Below are 21345 nucleotides of genomic sequence, written 5' to 3'. Positions count from 1 at the left end.
CGCTTCAGCCCTGTGTGGGAGCCGCTTCAGCGGCGATGCTTCTGTCTGGCAGGAGCCGATGCATCGGCGATAGCTAAGGAGCGCTCAAATGATGATCGCCCGGCCCAATGACCGTATCGGAGTGCCCGGGCAGCCCCACCACCGCCTCCGCCCCCACCGGCACATGCACATCAAGCTCAACCCGCCCGCCCGTCTTGCGCCAGGCGACCGAAGCCTTCCCATAAGGCGTCATCACCGCAGCCGAAGCGTGATCAAGCCACGCGGTCACCGCGGGCCGTACCTCGATACGCTGCCAGCCGGGCGCCAGGGGACGCAGACCTGCCACATCGCCGAACAGCCAGTCGTCCACCGTGCCGAGGAAGTAATGGCCGCGCGAGCGCGATGCCAGCTTCCAGTGTTCCCACAAGCTGGTCGCGCCGTTCTCGCGCCAGAAGCCCCAGCTCGGGAAGGTAATCTGCGTGGCGATACGCCACGCCTCGTCGGCATGGCCGGTACCGGTGAGCACGGGCAGGATGACCTTGGTGGCCAGGGCACCGGTGTCGAGATGGTCACCGCGAGCTTTCGCATCGGCCGCCACGCCAGCGGCCACTCGATCGCGCAGGTCGTCGGGCACCAGGCCGAAGGCCAGCGCCAGCAGGTTGTGCGCCTGTCGGTAACCCTGGTCGCCGTCGCCTCGATAGCGACCCGCCGCGCGGTCGAGGAAGTGCGCATTGAAGGCATCGCGTACGGCGTCCGCCTGGGCATCGAAGACCGCTGCCCGCGTCGTGTCGCCAACCAGGCGCAGCATGTCCGCGGTCACGCGCTGCATGCGGTACAGATAAGCCGTGGCAGCGACATGTTTGTCCTCGGGCGCATTCTCCCCGCCCGGATCGGTTTCCGGACTCACCCAATCGCCCAGTTCGGTGTCGGCGATACCACCGGGAGAACGCGCATTCTCCATCGTCACGTAACGCGCGATGCCATCGATGTGTTCGTCGATGGGACGACGGTCGCCGGCGTTCATCCATAGCGACCAGGGAACCAGCACATAGGCGGCGTGCCAGGTCGGCGCGCGGACGTCGCCCCAACCCGGGTTCGGAGCGATCAGCAAGGGCGAACCATCCGCTTTGCGTGTGTCGGCGATATCGCGGACCCACTTCGCCAGCAGCCGATCGGCGTCGACGTTGCGCAGGAACATGTCGGCGCCGAGCATACCGTCACCGGTCCAGCCGTTCTTTTCATACATCGGCGTGTCGGTAGGGATGCCGTACAAGTTATTGAGCATGGTGTCGACCGCGGCACGGTGAATCCAGTCGAGCAGCGGGTTGGCGCTCTCGAAGCGGCCGGTCACGGCGGCGTCGGTGTGAACGACCTGCGCGGTGACGGCATCGAGCGCGGGCTTTCCACCGGGCCAGCCTTCCACCTGCACGTAGCGAAATCCCTTGTACGAAAACCGCGGATGCCAACGTTCGTGCCCGCCGGCGAGCGTCAGCCGATCGGTCTGGAATCCCGCCTTGAAATAGTGGTGTTCGTCGCGCGCGTCCACCGTGCCGTCGGGCATGAGCTTCTCGCCGTAATGCGCCGTGATCGTCGTTCCCGCCGGGCCCGTGGTGTCGAACGTGGCCCAGCCTGCGATGACACGCGCGAACGCGAAAACGAAGACACCGGGCTTCGGCTCGGTCACCGAGGTGGCATGCAGCGTATCGAGCACGCGAATCGGTTGTTCCGTCTGTGCAACGAGCTTGCCTCGCGGCGCGGGTAGCACGGACGCTGGCATCCATGTAGCCGGCGTCGCGTCGCGGGCATCGTAGCTTTCGCCACCGTAGAGATCGTCAAGACGCGTGGGGCCGTCCGCGATGCGCCAGCTGCTGTCGCTGACGATGTCCTGCACGTGTCCATCGTCGTAGCGAATGCGCAGCATGGCGCGCAGACGCGGCTGTCCGTGCCAGGGCGCGCGCTCCCAATGCCATACGTTGGGATTGGTCATGCCGTAGAAGCCACGGCCGAGTTCGGCGCCGAGGAGGTGATCGCCCGGCGTCAGCACCATGTCTGTCGCGACCACTTCCACGCGCTTGTCGTAGTCGGTGAAGCCGGGTGAGAGCACCGCGTCGCTCACGGGCCGCCCATCGATAGAAAGATCCGCGTAGCCACCGGCCGCCACGTAAAGCGTCGCGCACGCGGCGTGTGCATCGACATGAAAGGTCTTGCGCAGCAGCGGTGCGGGCAAGCTTGCCGCATCGGCCTTGCCGATCCATTGCGCGCCATGCCAGCCGGTTTCGTCGAGCGCGGTATCGAAGTGCGATGCCACGCTGCCGTCGCCGTTCGAGGTATGCACGGCCGCGAGCCATTCGTAGCGTTGGCCCGGTTGCAGTGCGGGGCCCGCATAGTCGATATCGAAGGAACGCGATGAGTGCACCTCGCCGGTGTCCCATAGCGTCTTGCCGTCGTGGGTTACGACGATGCGGTAGCCGGTCTGTCGTGTTTCGTTGACGGTGGAGTTGATGAGCCAGGAGAAGCGGGGGGTTTCGGTATCGACGTAAGTCGGTGTGTCGGTGCGTTCTACCTGTGGGGTGTGAATGGTGATGCCATCGCGAGCACCCATCGCCGCTGAAGCGGCTCCCACAGGATCCTTCACCGCTGAAGCGGCTCCTACGGGGGTGGTGAACGCCGGGGTGGTGAGGAACAGGGTGGCTAGGACGAGGGGGCGGATGCGTGGCAAGGCCAGGACCTGTCGGGGGATGAAACGTCCGAGCATAACCGGCAGAAAGGCGGTGTGGTCGTTGCCGCATACATCCATCTAACGTACGAAGGTTTATCCCTTGCGGACCTCGAAACCCCGGAGCCAACGTCATGAAGACCGTCCTCGCCGGTATAGCCCTCACCCTCGCCCTGGCATCTGGCGTCACGTCCGCCATGCAACTCGACAGCCTGAAGGGCCTGGCGGGCGGATCGAGCAGCAGCTCACTCATGTCCGGCAGCATGGGAAATGCGGCCGGCATCCTGCAGTACTGCGTCACCAACAACTACCTTGGCGGCGCTAGCGGTGCCTCCGGCGTGAAGGATCAGCTGCTGGGCAAGCTGGGCGGACAGTCCTCTTCGACCGCCGCCGCTCCCACGCAGGACCCGGGCTACCTCGATGGCGCCAAGGGCCTGCTCAAGTCCAAGGACGGCAAAACCCTGGACCTCGGCGGCGCCGCCGGCGCCGACAGCTCGCCCATGGGCGACATGAAGGCCAAGATGACGAAGAAGGCCTGCGACGTCGTACTCAAGCAGGGCAAGGGCATGCTCGGCGGCATGGGCAAATGACATGACGTGGACGGGACATGGACGTCCCTGCCCGTAAACCGGGAGACCTCTCCACCGCGAGGATCTCCCCATGGCGAAGCACGCCGCGTTCGACCCCTATGCCATGCGCGATCCGCGCACGCAGTATCCGCAGCCGGACTTTTCCAAGCAGCCGCAGCCTGCTCCCGGCCTGGCCAGGGAGATGGTGCCGAAACCCGATCACGGCGAGACCAGCTATCGGGGCAACGGCCGGCTGAAGGATCGCAAGGCGCTGGTCACCGGCGGCGACTCCGGCATCGGCCGTGCGGCAGCGATCGCTTTCGCGCGTGAAGGCGCCAGCGTGATAATCAATTACCTGCCCTCGGAACAGAAAGACGCCGACGAGGTGATCGCACTGCTCACCGGCGAAGGCCATACCGTGATCGGCATGCCCGGCGACCTGAAAGACGAAGCCTTCTGCAAGCAACTGGTCGCGAAGGCCGTGAAGGAATTGGGTGGCCTGGACATCCTCGCCAATGTCGCCGGACGCCAGCAGTTTGCCAAGTCCATCGACAAACTGGACAGCGCGGCGTTCCAGCAGACCTTCCAGACCAACGTATTCGCACTGTTCTGGCTGTGCAAGGCGGCCCTGCCGCACATGCCGCCGGGTGCAGCGATCGTGAACACGGCTTCGATCCAGGCCTACGAGCCGTCGGACATCCTGCTCGATTACGCCCCCACGAAGGCGGCGATCGTCGCCTTCACTAAGGCGCTGGCCAAACAGGCAGCGCAGAAAGGCATCCGCGTGAACGCGGTCGCGCCGGGTCCGGTGTGGACGCCGTTGCAGCCAAGCGGTGGCCAGCCGCAGGAGAAGCTGGTGGAGTTCGGCAAGAACGTGCCGTTGAAGCGACCGGGACAGCCGGTGGAGTGCGCGCCGGTTTATGTGTTGCTGGCTTCGCAGGAGGCTAGCTTCATTACCGGCGAGACGTATGGGGTGACCGGGGGGCATATGTTGCCGTGAGGTTTGGGCTGGCACCCATCGCCGATGAATCAGCTCCCACATAGAGCTCTTTGTGGGAGCTCTTTGTGGGAGCTCTTTCTGGGAGCTCTTTGTGGGAGCCGCTTCAGCGGCGATGCTCTCGCGACGGCCGCGTAATCCGCCCGATCGCGTCAACCAGGTCCGCCACCCCATACGGCTTCACGATAACCGCCGTGCGTGCGTCGCGTTGCACGCCGTTGGCGTTCTGGTCGCCCGTGGCGAAGAGCACCGGCAGCGACGGCTGCGACTCACGCATGCGCTCGGCCACCTCAACGCCGTTCATCCCGGGCAGCCCGACATCGGTAAGCAGGATGTCGATGTTCTCGGCGCCATGCCAGCGCATCGCCTTCTCGCCGTCGCCGGCTTCGAAGACGATGTGTCCACGGCTCTCCAGCATCTCGGCGATGGACATGCGGATGAGCGCATCGTCCTCGACCACCAGCACACGCAACGACGCCGGCACACCATTCGGCGGCGGCAACGAGGGTGCCGGTGCAGCAGCCGGACTAACAGGCGTGCGCGGCACGCGGCCGGCGAGCACGTGGCGGATCTTCCGCGCCAGCGCCTCACGCGAGTACGGTTTGCTCAGCAGTTCCACACCTTCGTCCAACCGTCCGCCGTGCACGATGGCGTTCTCGGTGTAGCCGGAGGTGAACAGCACACCGATGCCGGGCTGACGCTCGACCGCCTTGCGCGCCAGCTCCGGGCTGCGCAGGGAACCCGGCATGACCACATCGGTAAACAGCAGGTCGATCGCGATGCCGCTTTCGATGATCGACAACGCGCTTTCCGCGTCGCGTGCCTTCAACACGCGGTATCCCAGGTCGGCGAGCAGGCCGACCACGGTCTCGCGTACGGCCTCATCGTCCTCGGCCACTAGAATGGTTTCATCGCCGCCGCGCACGATATCTTCATCAAGATCGACCACACGATCCTCACCCTGCGTCGAGCGCGGCAGGTAGATCTTCACCGTGGTGCCCTCACCCGGTTCGCTGTAGATCTTCACGTGCCCACCGGACTGCTTCACGAAGCCGTAGACCATGGACAGGCCAAGGCCTGTGCCACGGCCCTCCGGCTTGGTGGTGAAGAAGGGCTCGAACACCTGGTCAAGGATCTCCTGGTCCATGCCGATGCCGGTATCGGTCACCGCAAGCATCACGTACTGGCCCGGGCGTAAATCGCCGTGCGCCTTGGCGTAGGTATCGTCCAGCAGTGCGTTCCCGGCTTCCACCGTAAGACGGCCCTGGCCATTCATGGCATCGCGCGCGTTGATCGCGAGGTTGAGCAGTGCGTTCTCCACGTTCGAGGGATCCACCAGCGTGTTCCACAATCCGCCAGCGATGACGGTTTCCACTTCGATCGCTTCGCCCAGGGCGCGTCGCAGCAGTTCGTCCATGTCACGGACGAAGCGGCCGATGTTGACGACCTTGGGTGCCAGTGGCTGGCGGCGACCGAAGGCGAGCAGCTGGGCAGCGAGTTTGGAACCGCGAGTAACACCGGCCATCGCATTCGCGACGCGGCGCTCCGCCCGCTCGTTGCCGGATACATCGGCGCCAAGCAGTTGCAGGTTGCCGCTGATCACCTGGAGCAGGTTGTTAAAGTCGTGGGCCACGCCACCGGTGAGATTGCCGATCGCGTCCATCTTCTGCGCCTGGCGCAATTGTTCTTGCGCCACATCCAGCGCCGCTTCGCGCTCACGCTCCACCGAGACATCCCGCGCCACGGCGAAAATCAGGCCATCGCTCGGCACCGCGCGCCATGAAAGCGTGCGCAGGCCGCCACCGGAAGTGCGATAGCGGTTCTCGAAGCGGAGCGTCGCCTCGCCGTCGGCGAGATGGCCGGTTTCGTCCTGCGTACGGGACACATCGTCCGGATGGACGAAGTCGAGGTAGGAGCGGCCGACCGTGTCGCGCTCGCTCCAGCCCAGGATGGCCGTCCACGCCGGATTGACTGAGAGCAGGCGCGTGTCGGTGTCGGCCACGACCAGGATGTCGCTGGACAGGGTCCAGACCCGGTCACGCTCGTAGGTCCGCTCGACCACCTGGCGCTCAAGGTCCCTGGCGAGCAACCGGAGCTCGTGTTCCGCCCGGCGCCGTTCGACGGCAACTCGCGTGCGGCTGGCCACTTCACTCACGAAGCTGATTTCTTCCTCGGTCCACTCGCGAGGGTATCGGTGGTTGAGGTACAGGAGGGCGACGAAGCCGCCGCGCTCGGTCACCGGCATGTTGATGAAGGATAAAGCGGTGATCCCGGCCAGGGCATCGGCGGTGTCCGCCGTCCGTGGATCCGTCCTGGCGTCCGAGATTACCGTGGTCACGCCGCGCTTGAGTTCATCGATATAACTGCCGTAGTCGCGAAAACGCAGCACGCCGGCGAGCGTCTCGATGCCCGGCGCATTCCAGTCCCGCTCCACCGTGATCGTTTCAGCCACCGGGTCGATCGTGCCGTAGCCGGCCCGGCTCACCTTCAGCGTGCGGCCGAGTACTTCGGCGACCCGGTAAGCGATTTCGGCCGGATCTTCCAGGTCACGCACCAGGTTGCCCACTTCGATCAGGGCCAGGCGGCGATCTTCGGCGGCGTCCAGATCGTTACCCTCCGAGCGGATCGTCACCACCACTGCCGCCGGAAGGCCCGGGCGAGCTTCGAGCGATACCCGTACATGGGTGCCGCCTACCATGCCCAGAGCGAGCTCGCGCACGCCGTTGCCCGGGACAGCCAGCGGCAGGGCGACGGCCAGGCGCTCCCGGCTGTCGGCATCCCACAGGCCGAGGAAGCCCGATGGCTCGTGCTCGCGCAGGTGCGCCGTCACCCAGGCATTCGCGTAAAGCAGCTCACCGGAAGCCGACACCGCGGCGAAGCCGAACGGCAGGGCATCGAGCGCATGGGAAAGGAGGGCTTGGTCCTGCAATGCGAACGATGAGGGCATCTGTCGAGCAAACGTGGATGGGAGTGGGGCGCGATCTTATCGGTTCCGCGTGGTCCGCTTTGTGTAGAGGGCCTTCACACGATCGTCATGCGTGAGGTCCCGAAAACACCTTGACAAACCAGAGCTCCCAGCCGATCAACGACCTAGGTCAAACACCCTACATCTTGTGTTGACGCACCCCGCCACCAGCTATATCGTGTGTCCCGTTGGTGTCCGGAGAGGCGCGACTGCCCGTCGGACTTAATAGGGAATACCGGTGTGAATCCGGAACTGCCCCGCAGCGGTAAGTGGAAACGATCCCGTTCAATGCACTGGCCCTCCGGGGGCTGGGAAGCGACGGGTAGGCGGGCCGCAAGGTCCACGTCCACGAGTCCGAAGACCTGCCAGCGATCGGAGCCCGAGCGGCCTCGATAGTGGTGACGGCTTCCGCGGGGAAGCACGTCGCGGACCGGAGCCCTTCGGAGGCGCTCCGTCCCCGGCATTTCCGCGTTTTGCCCCCATCGCGTCGAGCCTGGCCCTCGGGACGGAGGTTTGACCAAGGCCATGGGGCTAGCCAAGACAATGACGACGATGGATTCCGCAGCGCGCGAGCGCACCGAGACGGCCGACGCGGCCGCCACCCCCTCCGCAGCAACCGACAAGGCGCCCGCCGCCGGTTACAAGAACGACGCGCCGCCGGCCTTCACGCTGACGCCGCCGCACAACCCCGGGCAGATGCGCGTGACCAAGCGCAACGGCGGCCACGAAGTGGTCGACGTGAACAAGATCGTGCGCGCGGTGACGCGCAGCGCCGATGGCCTGTTTGCGGTCGATCCGATGCGCGTGGCGCTGAAGACGATCGGCGGCCTCTACGACGGCGCCACCACCCAGGAGCTCGACCAGCTGTCGATCCGCACCTCGGCGGCGCTGACCGCCGAAGAACCGGAATACGGCCAGCTCGCCGCGCGCCTGCTCGCCGCCTTCGTCGACAAGGAAGTGTCCGGCCAGGACATCCAGTCGTTCTCGCAGTCGATCTCCACCGGCTTCGACCTCGGCATCCTTAACGAGCGCCTGCGCGACTTCGTGCAGATCAACGCGCGCAAGCTCAACGACGCGATCGACACCGCCGGCTCGCGCCGCTTCGAATACTTCGGCCTGCGCACGGTGTACGACCGTTACCTGCTGCGCCACCCGACCAAGCGCTTCGTCATCGAAACGCCGCAGTACTTCTTCATGCGCATCGCCTGCGCGCTCGGTGGCAACGATGTCGCCGAGACGCTCGAGCTGTACCGCATGCTCTCGTCGCTGGAGTACCTGGCCAGCTCGCCGACCCTGTTCAACGCTGGTACGGCGCATGAGCAGCTGTCGTCGTGCTTCCTGCTCGACTCCCCGCAGGACGCGCTGGAGTCTATTTACGCCAAGTACGGCGACGTGGCCCAATTGTCGAAGTTCGCCGGCGGTATCGGCCTTGCCTACTCACGCATCCGCTCGCGCGGCTCGCTGATCAAGGGCACCAACGGCCATTCGAACGGCCTCGTGCCCTGGCTGAAGACGCTCGACGCCTCGGTCGCCGCGGTCAACCAGGGTGGCAAGCGCAAGGGCGCGGCCTGCGTGTACCTGGAATCCTGGCACGCGGATATCGAGGAGTTCCTCGAGCTGCGAGAGAACACCGGCGACGACGCGCGCCGCACACACAACCTCAACCTGGCCAACTGGGTGCCGGACCTCTTCATGCGCCGCGTGGAGATCGACGGTGACTGGTCGCTGTTCGACCCGAAGATCGTCCCGCACTTCGTCGACACCTGGGGTGCCACGTTCGACGCCGCCTATGAAAAGGCCGAAGCCGAAGGCCTCGCGTCGAAGTCGATCAAGGCACGCGAGCTCTATGCCCGCATGCTGCGTTCGCTGGCTCAGACCGGCAACGGCTGGATGACCTTCAAGGATCGCTCCAACGCGACCAGCAACCAGACCGCGTTGCCCCAGAACGTCATCCACCTGTCGAACCTGTGCACCGAAATCCTCGAAGTCACCTCGGAAGGTGAGACGGCCGTGTGCAACCTCGGCTCGGTGAACCTCTCCCGCCACGTGGTGGACGGCCATTTCGACTACGACAAGCTCGCCACCACGGTGCGCACCGCCGTACGCCAGCTCAACCGCGTCATTGACCTCAACTTCTACCCGATCGCCACGGCGAAGACGGCGAACGTGAAGTGGCGCCCGGTCGGTCTCGGCGTGATGGGCCTGCAGGACGTCTTCTTCAAGCTGCGCCTGCCGTTCGATTCGGAAGAAGCCCGCAAGCTGTCCACGCGTATCCAGGAAGAGATCTACTTCCACGCGCTGTCCATGTCCAACGAGATCGCCGAGCGCGATGGTCCGCTGCCGGGCTTCGAAGAAACCCGTTCGGCCAACGGCGAGATGCAGTTCGACTACTGGCCGGCCGCGACGCCGACCGACCTCGACGGCCGCTGGGCCGAGCTGCGCGAGAAGATCAAGGCCAAGGGCCTGCGCAACTCGCTGCTCATCGCCATCGCGCCGACCGCGACCATCGCCTCGATTGCCGGTTGCTATGAGTGCATCGAGCCGCAGGTCTCCAACCTGTTCAAGCGCGAGACGCTCTCGGGCGACTTCCTCGTGGTCAATCGTTACCTGGTCGACGAGCTGAAGACCCTTGGCCTGTGGACCGCTGAAGTGCGCGACCAGATCAAGCTTGCCGAAGGTTCGGTGCAGGGCATCACCGCCATCCCGGCACGGTTGCGCGAGGTTTACCGCACCACGTGGGAGCTGCCGCAGAAGGCCCTGATCGACCTCGCCGCTTCGCGCGGTGCGTATATCGACCAGAGCCAGTCGCTGAACCTGTTCATGGAGAACCCGAACATCGGCCAGCTCTCCTCCATGTACATGTACGCGTGGAAGTCGGGCGTCAAGACGACTTACTACCTGCGCTCGCGTCCTGCCACCCGTATCGCCAAGACCACGGTCAGCTCGTCGTCGGCCGCCCTGCCGACGCCCGCCGCCCCGGTCGTCGATGCACAGGAACAGGCCGAAGCCGCGGTGTTCTGCTCGCTCGAAAACCCCGAGTACTGCGAAGCCTGCCAGTAAGACCGCACCAATGTAGGAGCCGATTCATCGGCGATGGGACTGCCGAAAACCTGTGGGAGCCGGCTGTTGCCGGCGATCCCGCGGCAGCGGGCCAGACCGAGGCAAGCACCCATCGCCGCTGAAGCGGCTCCCACAAAAGCCGCTCATTCTTTCCAGAGGTACCCGATGTCCGCTGCACCCATCACCCGCGACTCCAACATCCTCGACCCCGGCTTCGAACTGACGCTGCGGCCGATGAAGTATCCGCAGTTCTACGAGATGTACCGCTCCGCCATCCGCAATACCTGGACGGTGGAAGAAGTGGACTTCTCGCTGGACACCTCGGACCTGAAGTCGAAGATGTCGGACGCGGATCGCCACCTGATCCATCGCCTCGTGGCTTTCTTTGCCACGGGCGACACGATCGTGTCGAACAACCTGGTGCTGAATCTCTACCAGCACATCAATTCGCCCGAAGCGCGCATGTACCTCTCGCGCCAGCTGTATGAAGAAGCACTGCACGTGCAGTTCTACCTCACGCTGCTCGATACCTATATTCCGGAACCGTCGGAGCGCAACAAGGCATTCGCGGCGATCGAGAGCATCCCGTCGATCGCAGCGAAGGGCGAGTTCTGCTTCAAGTGGATCGACTCTATCCAGGACCTCAACCGTCTGGAAACGCGCGAGCACCGCCGCCAGTTCCTGCTCAACCTGATCTGCTTCGCCGCCTGCATCGAAGGCCTGTTCTTCTTCGCCGCCTTTGCCTACGTGTACTACCTGCGTTCGCGCGGCCTGCTGCACGGCCTGGCCTCGGGCACCAACTGGGTGTTCCGCGACGAGTCCGGCCACATGGCATTCGCCTTCGAAGTGGTCCGCACCGTGCGCGAGCAGGAGCCGGACCTCTTCGACGACGAGATGCGCATGCAGGTCGAAGCGATGCTCGAAGACGCCATCGCCTGCGAAACGCTGTTCGCCCAGGACGTGCTCTCGGGCGGCGTCGCCGGCTTGTCGGTCACCGACATGCGGCAGTACCTCGAGTACTGCGCCGACCAGCGCCTCGTGCAGCTGGACATGCCGAAGAAGTACGGCTCGAAGAATCCGTTCGACTTCATGGACCTGCAGGACGTGCAGGAACTGACCAACTTCTTCGAGCGCCGCGTCTCGTCCTACCAGGTCGGCGTGGAAGGCGAAGTCGCCTTCGACCAGTCGTTCTGATGTAAGTGTGGGAGCCGGCTATGCCGGCGATCCCGCGGCAGCGGGCCAGCTTGCCGCAAGCACCCATCGCCGCTGAAGCGGCTCCCACCGTGAGGCGGCTCCTGAGGTGAGGCGGGTCCTGAGGTGACGCGGTATGATGCATGTTGCAATGCAACAGGACTCATCCTTGTGACCGACATCGCCCGCCCCACCGAGGCCCGCCTCCTCGAAATCGTCTTCCCCGACCACACCAACCACCTCGGCACGCTGTTCGGCGGCCAGGCACTGGCGTGGATGGACAAGGCGGCCTTCCTGGCCGCCTCGCGTTACTCCCGCCAGATCGTCGTCACCGCCCGCTCGGAGCAGGTCGACTTCCACGTACCGGTACGCAAAGGCCAGATGGTCGAGTTGATCGCCACCGTGGTTTCGGTGGGCCGCACATCGATGAAGATCGACGTGGCCATGTACACCGAAGACCTCCTCACCGGCGCTCGCGAGCTGTGCACGCGTGGCACGTTCACCATGATCGCGCTCGACGCCGGGCATAAGCCGACCGCGGTGCAGCCCCTCCCCGTCTGACGCTGCCCCTGTGGGAGCCGATTCATCGGCGATTGGGTGCTCGCGGCTAACTGGCCCGCTGCCGCGGGATCGCCGATGAATCGGCTCCTACAACGGCATCCCCTTTGTTGACTTAGAGTGCACTCGAAGGCGTACGCTTCTCGAATGCCCAATTCGATGACCATTGCCGAGGCCGCTCTCGCCACCGGCCTCACCACGCATACGCTGCGCTATTACGAGCAGATCGGCCTGATCGATCCGGTGCCGCGGCGGAGCGGACAACGCGTCTACGGCGAGGCCGAGATGCGCTTCATCCACTTCGTGCTCAAGCTGCGCGCCACCGGCATGCCGATGCGGGTGATCCAGGAATATGCCGAGCTGCGACGCCAGGGCGAGACGCCCGAGAGCATCCGCCTGCGCGGCGATCTCCTGGCCCGCCATGCCGCCACGCTACGCGAGGAGCTGGTCACGCTCACCGAGACCATCGGACGTCTGGACGACAAGATCGCCCTGTACCGCTCGATGTACGTCGAAAACGGTGCCCCTTCCCCTGCCGAAGCACCGACGCCTCCTGCGCCGGTGCCGGCCGCCCTCCCCTCGAAACGAAGGAGAAACGCATGAAGACCCGCCAACTCGGAACGCACGGCCCCCAGGTGTCGATGCTCGGCCTTGGCTGCATGGGCATGAGCGAGTTTTACGGTCCCGGTGACGAGAAGGAATCCATCGCCACCCTCGAGCGCGCGCTCGAACTCGGCATCACCTTCTGGGACACCTCCGACGCCTACGGCCCGCACACCAACGAAGAGCTGCTCGGCCGCACGCTCGCCGGCCGCCGTGACAAGGTCTTTCTGGCCACGAAGTTCGGCATCGTGCGTGATCCGAGCGATCCGACCAAGCGCGGCATCAGCGGCCGGCCGGAGTACGTGCGCCAGTCCGTCGAAGGCAGCCTGCGCCGCCTGAAGACCGACTACATCGACCTCTACTACCAACACCGTGTCGACCAGACCGTGCCGATCGAAGAGACCGTCGGCGCCATGGCGCGCCTGGTCGAGGAAGGCAAGGTACGTCACCTCGGCCTGTCCGAGGCTTCGGCCGAGTCCATCCGCAAGGCCGCGAGCGTGCACCAGATCGCCGCGCTGCAGAGCGAATATTCGCTGTGGACGCGCGACCCGGAGACCACCGGCACCCTGGCCGCCTGCCGCGAACACGGCATCGCCCTGATCGCCTATAGCCCACTGGGTCGTGGCTTCCTCACCGGTGCGATCACCCGGCCGGAGGACTTCGCCGAGGACGACTACCGCCGTCTCAACCCGCGCTTCGTCGGCGAGAACTTCCAGAAGAATGTGGCCATTGTCGACAAGGTGAAGAAATTCGCCGCCGACAAGGGTTGCACGCCGGGCCAGTTGGCCCTGGCCTGGGTGCTGGCCAAGGGCGAGGACATCGTGCCGATCCCGGGAACCAAGCGCCGCACCTACCTGGACGAGAACGCCGGCGCCGTGGACGTGCCGCTGAGCACCGCGGAAGTGGCTGAGATCGACGCTATCTTCCCGCCGGACTCGGCCGTAGGCGAGCGTTACCAGGCCAACATGATGGGCTTCATCAACGCCTGATCCGTGAACGGAAGCCCCGCCCCCGGTTAACGGGCGTGGGGCTTCCCTCCCTATAATGGGCGGATGTCATCTCCCGATCATTCGCCGCTGGGCAAGGCCACCGTCTACGCCGACCGCTACGACGCCGGGCTGCTCTACCCCATTCCCCGTAAGGGCAAACGCGACGAGATCGGCGTCTCTGCCGATGCGCTGCCCTTCCACGGCGTGGACGTCTGGAACGGCTACGAGCTTTCCTGGCTCGACCTTCGTGGCAAGCCCGTGGTGGCCGTGGCGGAATTCCGTTTCCCGGCGACCACGCCGAACATCGTCGAATCCAAGTCCTTCAAGCTTTACCTGAACAGCTTTGCCCAGGAACGCCTGGCCGATGCGGACGCCGTGCGCGCGATCCTCGCTCGCGACCTGTCGGCGGCAGCCGGGGGGATCTCCGAGGTCATCCTGCGCGCACCGGGCGAGCTCGACGGCACGCCGATCGGCGAGCCCGAAGGTGCTCTTCTGGATGCCCAGGAGCTGGATTTCGACAGTTATGGACCGCCCCGTCCGGATTTTCTCGGCACCCACGCCGGCGATGCCCGCGAAGTGCTGGTGTCGCACCTGCTGCGCTCCAACTGCCCGGTCACCGGCCAGCCGGACTGGGGCAGCGTGCAGATCGCCTATACCGGCGCGCCGATGGACCGCGCAGGCCTGCTGCGCTATCTCGTCTCGTTCCGCAGTCACACCGAATTCCACGAGCAGTGCGTCGAGCGCATCTTCATGGACATCCGCGAACGCTGCACGCCGCGCGAGCTGGCGGTCTATGCGCGTTACACGCGCCGTGGCGGCCTGGATATCAATCCGTTCCGCAGCACGGACCCGGCCGCCGTGCCCGGCAATCCACGCGGCGCGCGCCAATAATGAATGCTTCGTTCATGCGTTCTTCATTGGTCTTGCCTTTAGTTGTGTAGCCTGTAACCTGCCGCGGCCAAGGGGATTGGTCCCTGTGCCTCGTCCCATTCGACTTTGATCAGCACTATCGGAATCCAGACATGAAGCTTTCCTTCCGTTCGTCCGCCCTCGCCACGGCCACCGTCGCCGGCCTGCTGGTCCTCACCGCCTGCGGCAAGAAGGAAGATCAGCAAAACGCCGCGCCGGCGCCGTCGGCGACCGCTCCGGCTGCCGCAAGCACGGCTCCGGCCGCCGCTCCGGCTGGCGCGACCACCGCTGCCGCCGCCCCGGCTGCACAGCCCGCCGCCGCTCCGGCTGCGCCCGTCGCCGCGGCACCTGCCGTTGCCGACACGCTTAAGGTCGGTGCGGTCACGCTCGGCAACGCCGTCGGCGCCGACAAGAAGGTTGCCAAGGCCAAGAACGCCTTCGCTCCGTCGGACAAGACCATCTACGCTTCGGTCGCCACTGACGGCGCTACCGCCGGCGCCACGCTGAATGCGAAGTGGACCTTCCAGGACGGCGAGACGACCACCACGGTCAGCGACATCAGCCAGTCGATCAGCACCGAAGGCCCGGCCGTCACCACGTTCAAGATCCAGAATCCGAACGAGTGGCCGGAAGGCAAGTACAAGGTCGCTATCTCGCTCAACGGCCAGGCCGTGGGCAACGAGGCATTCGAGGTCAAGAAGAAGTAATTCGCTTCTTCCTGCTGAGCGTGTCGAAAAAAGGGTGGCGAAAGCCACCCTTTTTTACTGCTTGCTCTAACTGTAGGAGCCGATTCATCGGCGATAGGGTGCTCGCCTCAGATTAGCCCGCTGCGGCGGGATCGCCGATGAATCGGCTCCTACACAGAGAATTCGCTCGCCTACTTTTTCAGCAGTGCGTTGAGCATGGGATAGCTGACGGCCGCCGGCTCCCCCTTGCCCATGAACTCGGCCGCCCTACGCGCCGTGTTCGCATACGCCTCCAGCGACAGCGCGATGCCCGCACTTAGACGTCGCGCGCCAGCCGCAAAGAGTTCTTCGCGCGAGGGCAGCCCCGGCACCAGCATCACGTTCAGCGGCGCCGGTGTGATGGCTTCGGCGAGACGGCGGATTTCATCGGTCGCCGAGACGCCGGGAACGAACATGCCGTCCGCGCCGGCGGCGATGTAACGCTTTGCACGGCCGGTAACCTCTTCGACGGCGGCATCTCCCGCCGCCATGCCGCGCAGGTACACGTCGGTGCGTGCGTTGATGTAAAGGTCGCGATTGCCCAGCGTGGCGCGTATCGCCTTCAGCTTGGCGACGAGGATGTCTGGCGACTTCGATCCGTCCTCGATGTTGATGCCCGCCACGCCGGCATCCACGAGCGTGGCGACCAGGCTGGCCACTTCGGACGGCTCGTCCGAACAACCCTCTTCGATGTCCACGGTCAGCGGCAGGTCCACCACACGGAGGATGCGACGCACCGCGCCGATCATCTCGTCGGCAGGCAGCTGGTCGCCGTCGGGCCAGCCGCACGACCATGCCACGCCGGCGCTTGTCGTGGCGACGGCCGGGGCGCCGGCATGCTGGATCACCACGGCGCTGGCCGGGTCCCATGCATTGGGCAGGACGAGCAGTTCGCTGCCGCGATGGAGGTCTCGAAGGCGTTGTGCACTCATGGGGAACGTTCCTGGCGAGAAGGTCCGCACACCATCGCGCCTTGGCGCTGCCGCCGCAACTGCCGCCCGACGTGTAGGCGACGCATAGGCCCGGTGAGACAGGGGCTCACCCGTTGACGACACGGACTTCAGACCGCCGATGGTCGAATAGCACCCGACCTGGAGCAGCAAGTGTTGCCGCCCGGGCGGCAGGATCGCTCTATCCAACCGAATTCGCTTCTACCGCACCACCAGAGGAGTCATCGACATGCTGCATTGGGCCGTAGTTTTCTTCGTCATCGCCATTATTGCGGCGGTCTTCGGCTTCACCGGCATTGCCGCCGGCGCCGCCAGCATCGCCAAGATCCTGTTCGTGGTCTTCCTTATCCTGTTCATCCTGTCGCTGCTGTTCGGCGGCCTGCGTCGCGGACCCAGGATATAAATCACGCGCACATCGAGTAAGAGAGAGAACGCCCCGGCCCCAGACCGGGGCGTTCTCTTATCCGGACGTCGCCAACGAGGGTGACCCGTTCTGCGCTCGCCGCGGACGGCGAATCGGCGGATCATCAAGGGTCTGCCCCTCATGTCTCCCCGGACACGCCATGTCATACGACGCCCTTGCCGCGCTTGATCGCCTCCCTCGCATCGCCCTGCTGGACGCCGCGACCGCGATACATCGCCTCTGCCGTATCGAGGAGAGGCTCGGTCTCGCCGCACGCGGCATCCGCCTGAGCATCAAGCGTGACGACGTGATGGCCCTTGGCGGCGGTGGCAACAAACTGCGCAAGCTGGAGTATCACCTGGGTCATGCGCGCGACATCGGCGCGGACACGATCATCACTGTCGGTGGCGTGCAGTCCAACCACGCGCGGCTGACCGCGGCGGCGTCCGCGCGGCATGGCTTCGCCTGCGAAATGCTCCTGGCGCGCATGGTTCCCAAGGACGGAGACGACTACGAGAAGAACGGTAACGTCCTTCTCGACGAGTTGTTCGGCGCGAAGGTGACCCTGTTGCCTCGTGGCGAGAACGCACTCGTTCACGCCAACGCGCGCGCCGAGGCCCTCCAGGCCGAAGGCCACACCGTGGTAATCCTGCCCACCGGTGGATCGACGCCACGTGGGGTGCTGGGCTATGCACGTTGTGCACGTGAGATCGCGCAGCAGGAAGATGAGCTTGGTGTGCGCTTCGATCGCATCGTCGTCCCGAATGGGAGTTCAGGAACACATGCGGGTCTCATCACGGGTTTCGCCGCGCTGGATCGCGATCCGGCGCGGGTGACGGCGTACTCGGTTCTCGCCGAGCGGGATGCTGCCGTCACGACGACGCTCAAGCTCGCGCGCGACGCGCTGGAACTACTGGGGGCTTCTGTCGAGCTTGCTCCGGAGCATGTGCGGATCGACGGATCGCAGCGCGGTGATGGTTACGGCGTACCGACCGCCGGGATGAAGGAAGCCTTGCGCCTGATGGCCAGTGCCGAAGGCATCCTGCTGGACCCGGTGTATTCGGGGAAAGCCTTCGCCGGGCTGATGCAGGATCTGCGCAGTGGTGTCGTACGCGACGGAGAGCATGTGTTGTTTGTCGCGACCGGCGGGCAGCCAGGGCTTTATGCGTATCGCGAGGATCTTGCTGGTTGAGCTCTATGTGGGAGCCGCTTCAGCGGCGATGGGTGCTAGCGACACAGTCAGGAATCGCCGATGAATCGGCTCCTACGTAGAGCATTCGCCGCTGAAGCGGCTCCCACAGGGATGCAGCCTCAAGGCAGCTCGACGCGTGCCACCAAACCGCCTCCGGGGCGATTGGCCAGCGTCAGTCTGCCGCCCACGGACAACATCAGCTGCGCTGCGATAGCCAGACCCAGCCCCGTCCCACCGGTATCCCGATTGCGCGAGGTCTCCAGCCGGTAGAACGGTTCAAGCACACGCGCCAGCTCGCCCTCGGGAATACCCGGGCCCCGATCGGCGACCTCGATGCACAGGGCCCCGAAGGACGTACGCGCCATGCCCACTTCGGCACTCCCCGCGTACTTCAGCGCGTTGTCGATCAGGTTGCCGAGCACTCGCCGCAGGGCCTGCGGTCGCACGATAGCCGTCCCGTCGATGCTGCCCGAGAGACTCACCGCTTTGCCGGTGTCCTGGTAATCGAACACGAGGCTTTCCACGAACGCCGCCGGGTCGATCTTGCGCGGCGTCTCCGTCGCGCCGTGCGCACTGCGCGCATACGCCACGCCTTCGCGTACCAGGTGTTCCATCTCGTGCAGGTCCTGGAGCAGTTTGCCGCGCTCGGTTGAATCGTCGAGCGCTTCGGCACGCAGGCGCATGCGCGTGATCGGTGTCTGCAGGTCGTGCGAGATCGCGGCGAGGATCTGCAGGCGCTCCTTGACGTACAGCGCGATACGGTCCTGCATGGCGTTGAAGGCGACGGCCGCCTGTGCAACTTCGGTCGGGCCCTCCTCGCTCATGCGCGGGCCTTCGTTCGCCGGCGTGATGGCCTCGGCGGCGCGCGCCAGCCGGACGAGCGGACGCGTAGCCAGCCGCACAGCAACCCAGGTGATCACCAGAAGCACGACCATCTGCAGGATGAAGACGAAGGGTAGCCAGTCGGCCAGCGGCATCACGCTGGGCGTCACCTCGATGGCCAGGGGTTCGCCGTCATGCAGGGTGAGGTGCACCTGGTAGCGCTCAGGTCCCACGGAGACCGTGTTCGCCTTGACCGCGAACGAGGGCCCGACCTCATGCTGGATGAGCTGGGTCACGACGCGCGAGCGATCCGAGATCAGATTGGTACCGGGCTGACCCGGGCCGAGGATATAACGGTAGTTGTCACGCTGGAGACGGCCCAGCCACGCTGGCCGTTCAGCGGCGGGGAGGCGGTCGAGAATGGCGACTGACGTGCCGACGTCATGCTCGAGCGTATTGAGCATGACCGTCTTCGCACTCTCGTAGCGTTCGTAGAAGAGCAACCCGAACGACATGCCGTGCGCCAGCAACAGCCCGGCGAAGATGATCAGGTACAGCCGCGATGCGATGCTGTGCGGCATCCAGCGCTTGAGCGTCGCGTTCACCACTCCTCCCCGAGCACCACCACCGGCATCGTGAAGACGTAGCCCTCGTTGCGTACGGTCTTGATGTACGCCTGCTCGCGTGCATCGTCGACGAGACGCTGGCGCAGACGGCTTACCATCAGGTCGATCGAGCGGTCGAACAGCTCGGCGTCGCGACCCTGGGTGAGGTTGAGCAGCTGGTCGCGCGAGAGGATCCGCTGCGGGTGATCGAGGAAGACACGCAGAAGACGAAACTCCGCCCCGCTCAGCGACACGATGGTGCCTTCGTCGTCGAGCAGGTGGCGCGCGGTAGTGTCCAGGCGCCAGCGTCCAAAGCCGAGCATGCCGCTGGCTTCGGTCACCCGAAGGTTGGGCGGAAGCATGCGCGTGCGGCGGATCACCGCATTGATGCGTGCCAGCAATTCGCGCGGTGAGAACGGTTTCACCACGTAGTCGTCGGCGCCCATTTCCAGGCCGATGATGCGATCGGTCTCGTCGTCGCGAGCGGTAAGCAGGAGCACCGGGATCGCCCGGTGCTTGCTTGCGCGCAGGTTGCGGGTGAGCACCAGCCCGTCATCGCCCGGCATCATGATGTCGAGGACGATGAGGTCCACGGCGGTGGCATCGAGCAAGGCGTTCATCTCGCGACCGTCCGCGGCGACGCTGGTGCGCAGGCCGTTCTTCTGCAGGTAGTGCGCGACGCCGGTGCGGATCTCTCGATCGTCATCGACGACGAGGATGTGGTCGACGTGGTCCATGCCAGGCTCCCGTAGGTGGTGGTAGGCAGTTACTAGCAGGTTCACACCTTGCCGAGCAGCTGGCGGACGCGTGCTTCGGTTTCCTCGTAGTTTCCCTCGCCGTAGTGGCTGTAGACAATCCTGCCGTTCTGGTCGATCAGGTAAACAGCGGGCCAGAAGCGGTTGCCATAGGCGTTCCAGGTGGCGTAGCCATTGTCGACCGCAACCGGATAGGTGATGCCCAGTTGCTTGATGGCCGAGGCTACGCCGGGAAGCTCGCGTTCTTCGTCGTACTCAGGCGTATGGACACCGACCACGACCAGGCCGTCCTTCGCATACTGCTGATAAAGCGCCTGGGTATGCGGCACCACGTGCACGCAGTTGATGCACTCGTGTGTCCAGAACTCCACGAGCGTGACCTTGCCATGCAGGTCCTTCAGCGACAGTGGCTGCGAATTGAACCAGTGATCGATGCCGGCGAATTCCGGCGCAGGCATGACCGTCGGGGCGGATGCGGCATCGCCGGCGCGATCCCGGGCCCAGCCGGCGGGCCAGGAAGCGATCAGGGCAACGCACAGGGCGGAGAAGACCAGGAGAAGGCGGGGGGAGGTCATGACGGGTCATCGTTGAATGAGGATGACTTATTGAAGCCCCGCCACGTATCCCACGCGTGTCGCGCAACAGCCGTTTTGTATCCGAACGTACCGGGGGCCGGGGCTCGTTCCGGACCTGGTGGCATTCGCGTGTATCCGAATGTATCCAGCGGCCCTCGCTACACATTCCGACGCGTTTCGGCAGGGATGGCGACACACCGGGGATACGCCGCGGGCGTCTCCTACTCATCACCTTCAACCGAACGGGAGACCACCATGTCACGCATCGAAAATGTCCTCTATACCGGCAAGACCCGCACCACCGGCGGCCGCGACGGCGAGTCGCACAGCTCCGACGGCCGCCTCGTCGTCAAGCTCTCCCCGCCCGGCACGGCCGGCGAAGGCACCAACCCCGAGCAGTTGCTCGCTGCCGGCTGGTCGGCCTGCTTCATCGGTGCGATGGGCCTGGCCGCCCGAGCGCAGCACGTCGCCCTACCCAAAGACACCGAAGTGAATACCGAAGTGGACCTCGGCACCGCCGGTGATCAGTACTTCCTGCAGGCCCGTCTCAACGTGAGCCTTCCGGGCCTCGACCGCGACGTGGCCCAGTCCCTGATCGACTCTGCGCACCGCACCTGCCCGTACTCCAAGGCGCTGCACGGAAACATCGACATCGTCACCACGCTGGCCTGAATCCACTTCGCTACGCATCACGTTGCACGTCAGCCGTGGAGTAGCCATTTTGGCTATGTGACCGGCGGCGCGATAGGCGTAGATTACTGCGGGCCACGCTTTGTGGCTCC

Annotated in this window: 18 protein-coding genes and 1 riboswitch; of the genes, 12 read left to right on the top strand and 6 right to left on the bottom strand. The window is 65.1% G+C overall.

The window, feature by feature from the left end:
* Positions 1 to 73: 73 nt before the first annotated feature.
* A complete protein-coding gene (locus tag C8J98_RS18060) occupies positions 74 to 2698 on the bottom strand; it encodes an alpha-L-rhamnosidase (RefSeq protein WP_158272752.1) in 2625 nt (874 codons plus the stop codon).
* A gap of 131 nt (positions 2699 to 2829) precedes the next feature.
* On the opposite strand from C8J98_RS18060, the gene C8J98_RS18055 reads away from it, so the two are divergent.
* Both C8J98_RS18055 and C8J98_RS18050 read left to right on the top strand, forming a co-directional pair.
* On the top strand, positions 2830 to 3285 hold the full coding sequence (locus C8J98_RS18055; protein ID WP_107914596.1) for a DUF2501 domain-containing protein: 456 nt from the start codon (positions 2830 to 2832) through the stop codon (positions 3283 to 3285).
* Positions 3286 to 3355: 70 nt separating this feature from the next.
* Positions 3356 to 4264 carry an SDR family oxidoreductase gene (locus C8J98_RS18050; protein WP_107914594.1) on the top strand — a complete coding sequence of 303 codons (909 nt, stop codon included), beginning with the start codon at positions 3356 to 3358 and terminating at the stop codon, positions 4262 to 4264.
* 103 nt (positions 4265 to 4367) lie between these two features.
* On the opposite strand, the gene C8J98_RS18045 is transcribed toward C8J98_RS18050, so the two are convergent.
* A complete protein-coding gene (locus C8J98_RS18045) occupies positions 4368 to 7208 on the bottom strand; it encodes a response regulator (protein ID WP_107914592.1) in 2841 nt (946 codons plus the stop codon).
* 190 nt (positions 7209 to 7398) lie between these two features.
* Positions 7399 to 7611: riboswitch (cobalamin riboswitch) on the top strand.
* Positions 7612 to 7769: 158 nt separating this feature from the next.
* Between C8J98_RS18045 and C8J98_RS18040 the strand changes: the two genes are divergently transcribed.
* From C8J98_RS18040 to C8J98_RS18010, 7 genes are all read left to right on the top strand, one after another.
* Positions 7770 to 10286 carry a ribonucleoside-diphosphate reductase subunit alpha gene (locus C8J98_RS18040; RefSeq protein ID WP_107914590.1) on the top strand — a complete coding sequence of 839 codons (2517 nt, stop codon included), beginning with the start codon at positions 7770 to 7772 and terminating at the stop codon, positions 10284 to 10286.
* 165 nt (positions 10287 to 10451) lie between these two features.
* On the top strand, positions 10452 to 11480 hold the full coding sequence (locus C8J98_RS18035; protein WP_107914588.1) for a ribonucleotide-diphosphate reductase subunit beta: 1029 nt from the start codon (positions 10452 to 10454) through the stop codon (positions 11478 to 11480).
* 168 nt (positions 11481 to 11648) lie between these two features.
* The gene (locus C8J98_RS18030) at positions 11649 to 12038 is read left to right on the top strand and encodes an acyl-CoA thioesterase (protein WP_233260278.1); all 390 of its coding nucleotides are present in this window, start codon (positions 11649 to 11651) and stop codon (positions 12036 to 12038) included.
* A gap of 156 nt (positions 12039 to 12194) precedes the next feature.
* Complete coding sequence (locus C8J98_RS18025; protein WP_199229950.1) at positions 12195 to 12638, top strand: MerR family transcriptional regulator; 444 nt, start codon at positions 12195 to 12197, stop codon at positions 12636 to 12638.
* Positions 12635 to 13627 (top strand): aldo/keto reductase, encoded by a 993-nt coding sequence (locus C8J98_RS18020; RefSeq protein ID WP_107914583.1) that lies wholly within the window; start codon positions 12635 to 12637, stop codon positions 13625 to 13627. Before C8J98_RS18025 ends, C8J98_RS18020 begins: the two co-directional genes overlap by 4 nt.
* 63 nt (positions 13628 to 13690) lie before the next feature.
* Positions 13691 to 14518, top strand: a complete 828-nt coding sequence (gene queF / locus C8J98_RS18015) for an NADPH-dependent 7-cyano-7-deazaguanine reductase QueF (RefSeq protein WP_107914581.1) — start codon at positions 13691 to 13693, stop codon at positions 14516 to 14518.
* A 131-nt stretch (positions 14519 to 14649) separates the two neighbouring features.
* Positions 14650 to 15243: a hypothetical protein gene (locus C8J98_RS18010; protein ID WP_107914579.1), complete on the top strand. Its 594-nt coding sequence runs from the start codon at positions 14650 to 14652 to the stop codon at positions 15241 to 15243.
* 170 nt (positions 15244 to 15413) lie between these two features.
* Here C8J98_RS18010 and C8J98_RS18005 read toward each other — a convergent pair whose 3' ends face one another.
* A complete protein-coding gene (locus C8J98_RS18005) occupies positions 15414 to 16193 on the bottom strand; it encodes an isocitrate lyase/phosphoenolpyruvate mutase family protein (protein WP_107914578.1) in 780 nt (259 codons plus the stop codon).
* A gap of 247 nt (positions 16194 to 16440) precedes the next feature.
* Between C8J98_RS18005 and C8J98_RS18000 the strand changes: the two genes are divergently transcribed.
* Both C8J98_RS18000 and C8J98_RS17995 read left to right on the top strand, forming a co-directional pair.
* Positions 16441 to 16614: a DUF1328 family protein gene (locus C8J98_RS18000; RefSeq protein ID WP_046968321.1), complete on the top strand. Its 174-nt coding sequence runs from the start codon at positions 16441 to 16443 to the stop codon at positions 16612 to 16614.
* 160 nt (positions 16615 to 16774) lie between these two features.
* Positions 16775 to 17806: a D-cysteine desulfhydrase family protein gene (locus C8J98_RS17995; protein WP_107914576.1), complete on the top strand. Its 1032-nt coding sequence runs from the start codon at positions 16775 to 16777 to the stop codon at positions 17804 to 17806.
* 119 nt (positions 17807 to 17925) lie between these two features.
* Here C8J98_RS17995 and C8J98_RS17990 read toward each other — a convergent pair whose 3' ends face one another.
* The 3 genes from C8J98_RS17990 to C8J98_RS17980 are packed head-to-tail and all read right to left on the bottom strand — an operon-like array spanning position 17926 to position 20563.
* Positions 17926 to 19233 (bottom strand): HAMP domain-containing sensor histidine kinase, encoded by a 1308-nt coding sequence (locus C8J98_RS17990; RefSeq protein ID WP_233260277.1) that lies wholly within the window; start codon positions 19231 to 19233, stop codon positions 17926 to 17928.
* Positions 19230 to 19970: a response regulator gene (locus C8J98_RS17985; RefSeq protein WP_107914573.1), complete on the bottom strand. Its 741-nt coding sequence runs from the start codon at positions 19968 to 19970 to the stop codon at positions 19230 to 19232. Before C8J98_RS17985 ends, C8J98_RS17990 begins: the two co-directional genes overlap by 4 nt.
* Positions 19971 to 20011: 41 nt before the next feature.
* Positions 20012 to 20563, bottom strand: coding sequence for a redoxin family protein (locus C8J98_RS17980; protein ID WP_107914571.1), 552 nt, complete (start codon positions 20561 to 20563; stop codon positions 20012 to 20014).
* Between the two features lie 255 nt (positions 20564 to 20818).
* Here C8J98_RS17980 and C8J98_RS17975 point away from each other — a divergent pair, with 255 nt between their 5' ends.
* The gene (locus tag C8J98_RS17975) at positions 20819 to 21235 is read left to right on the top strand and encodes an organic hydroperoxide resistance protein (RefSeq protein ID WP_107914569.1); all 417 of its coding nucleotides are present in this window, start codon (positions 20819 to 20821) and stop codon (positions 21233 to 21235) included.
* Positions 21236 to 21345: the final 110 nt, after the last annotated feature.

The organism is Luteibacter sp. OK325, from assembly GCF_003050935.1.
Classification (GTDB): Bacteria; Pseudomonadota; Gammaproteobacteria; order Xanthomonadales; family Rhodanobacteraceae; genus Luteibacter.
This window is presented reverse-complemented; position numbering and strand designations above follow the sequence as displayed.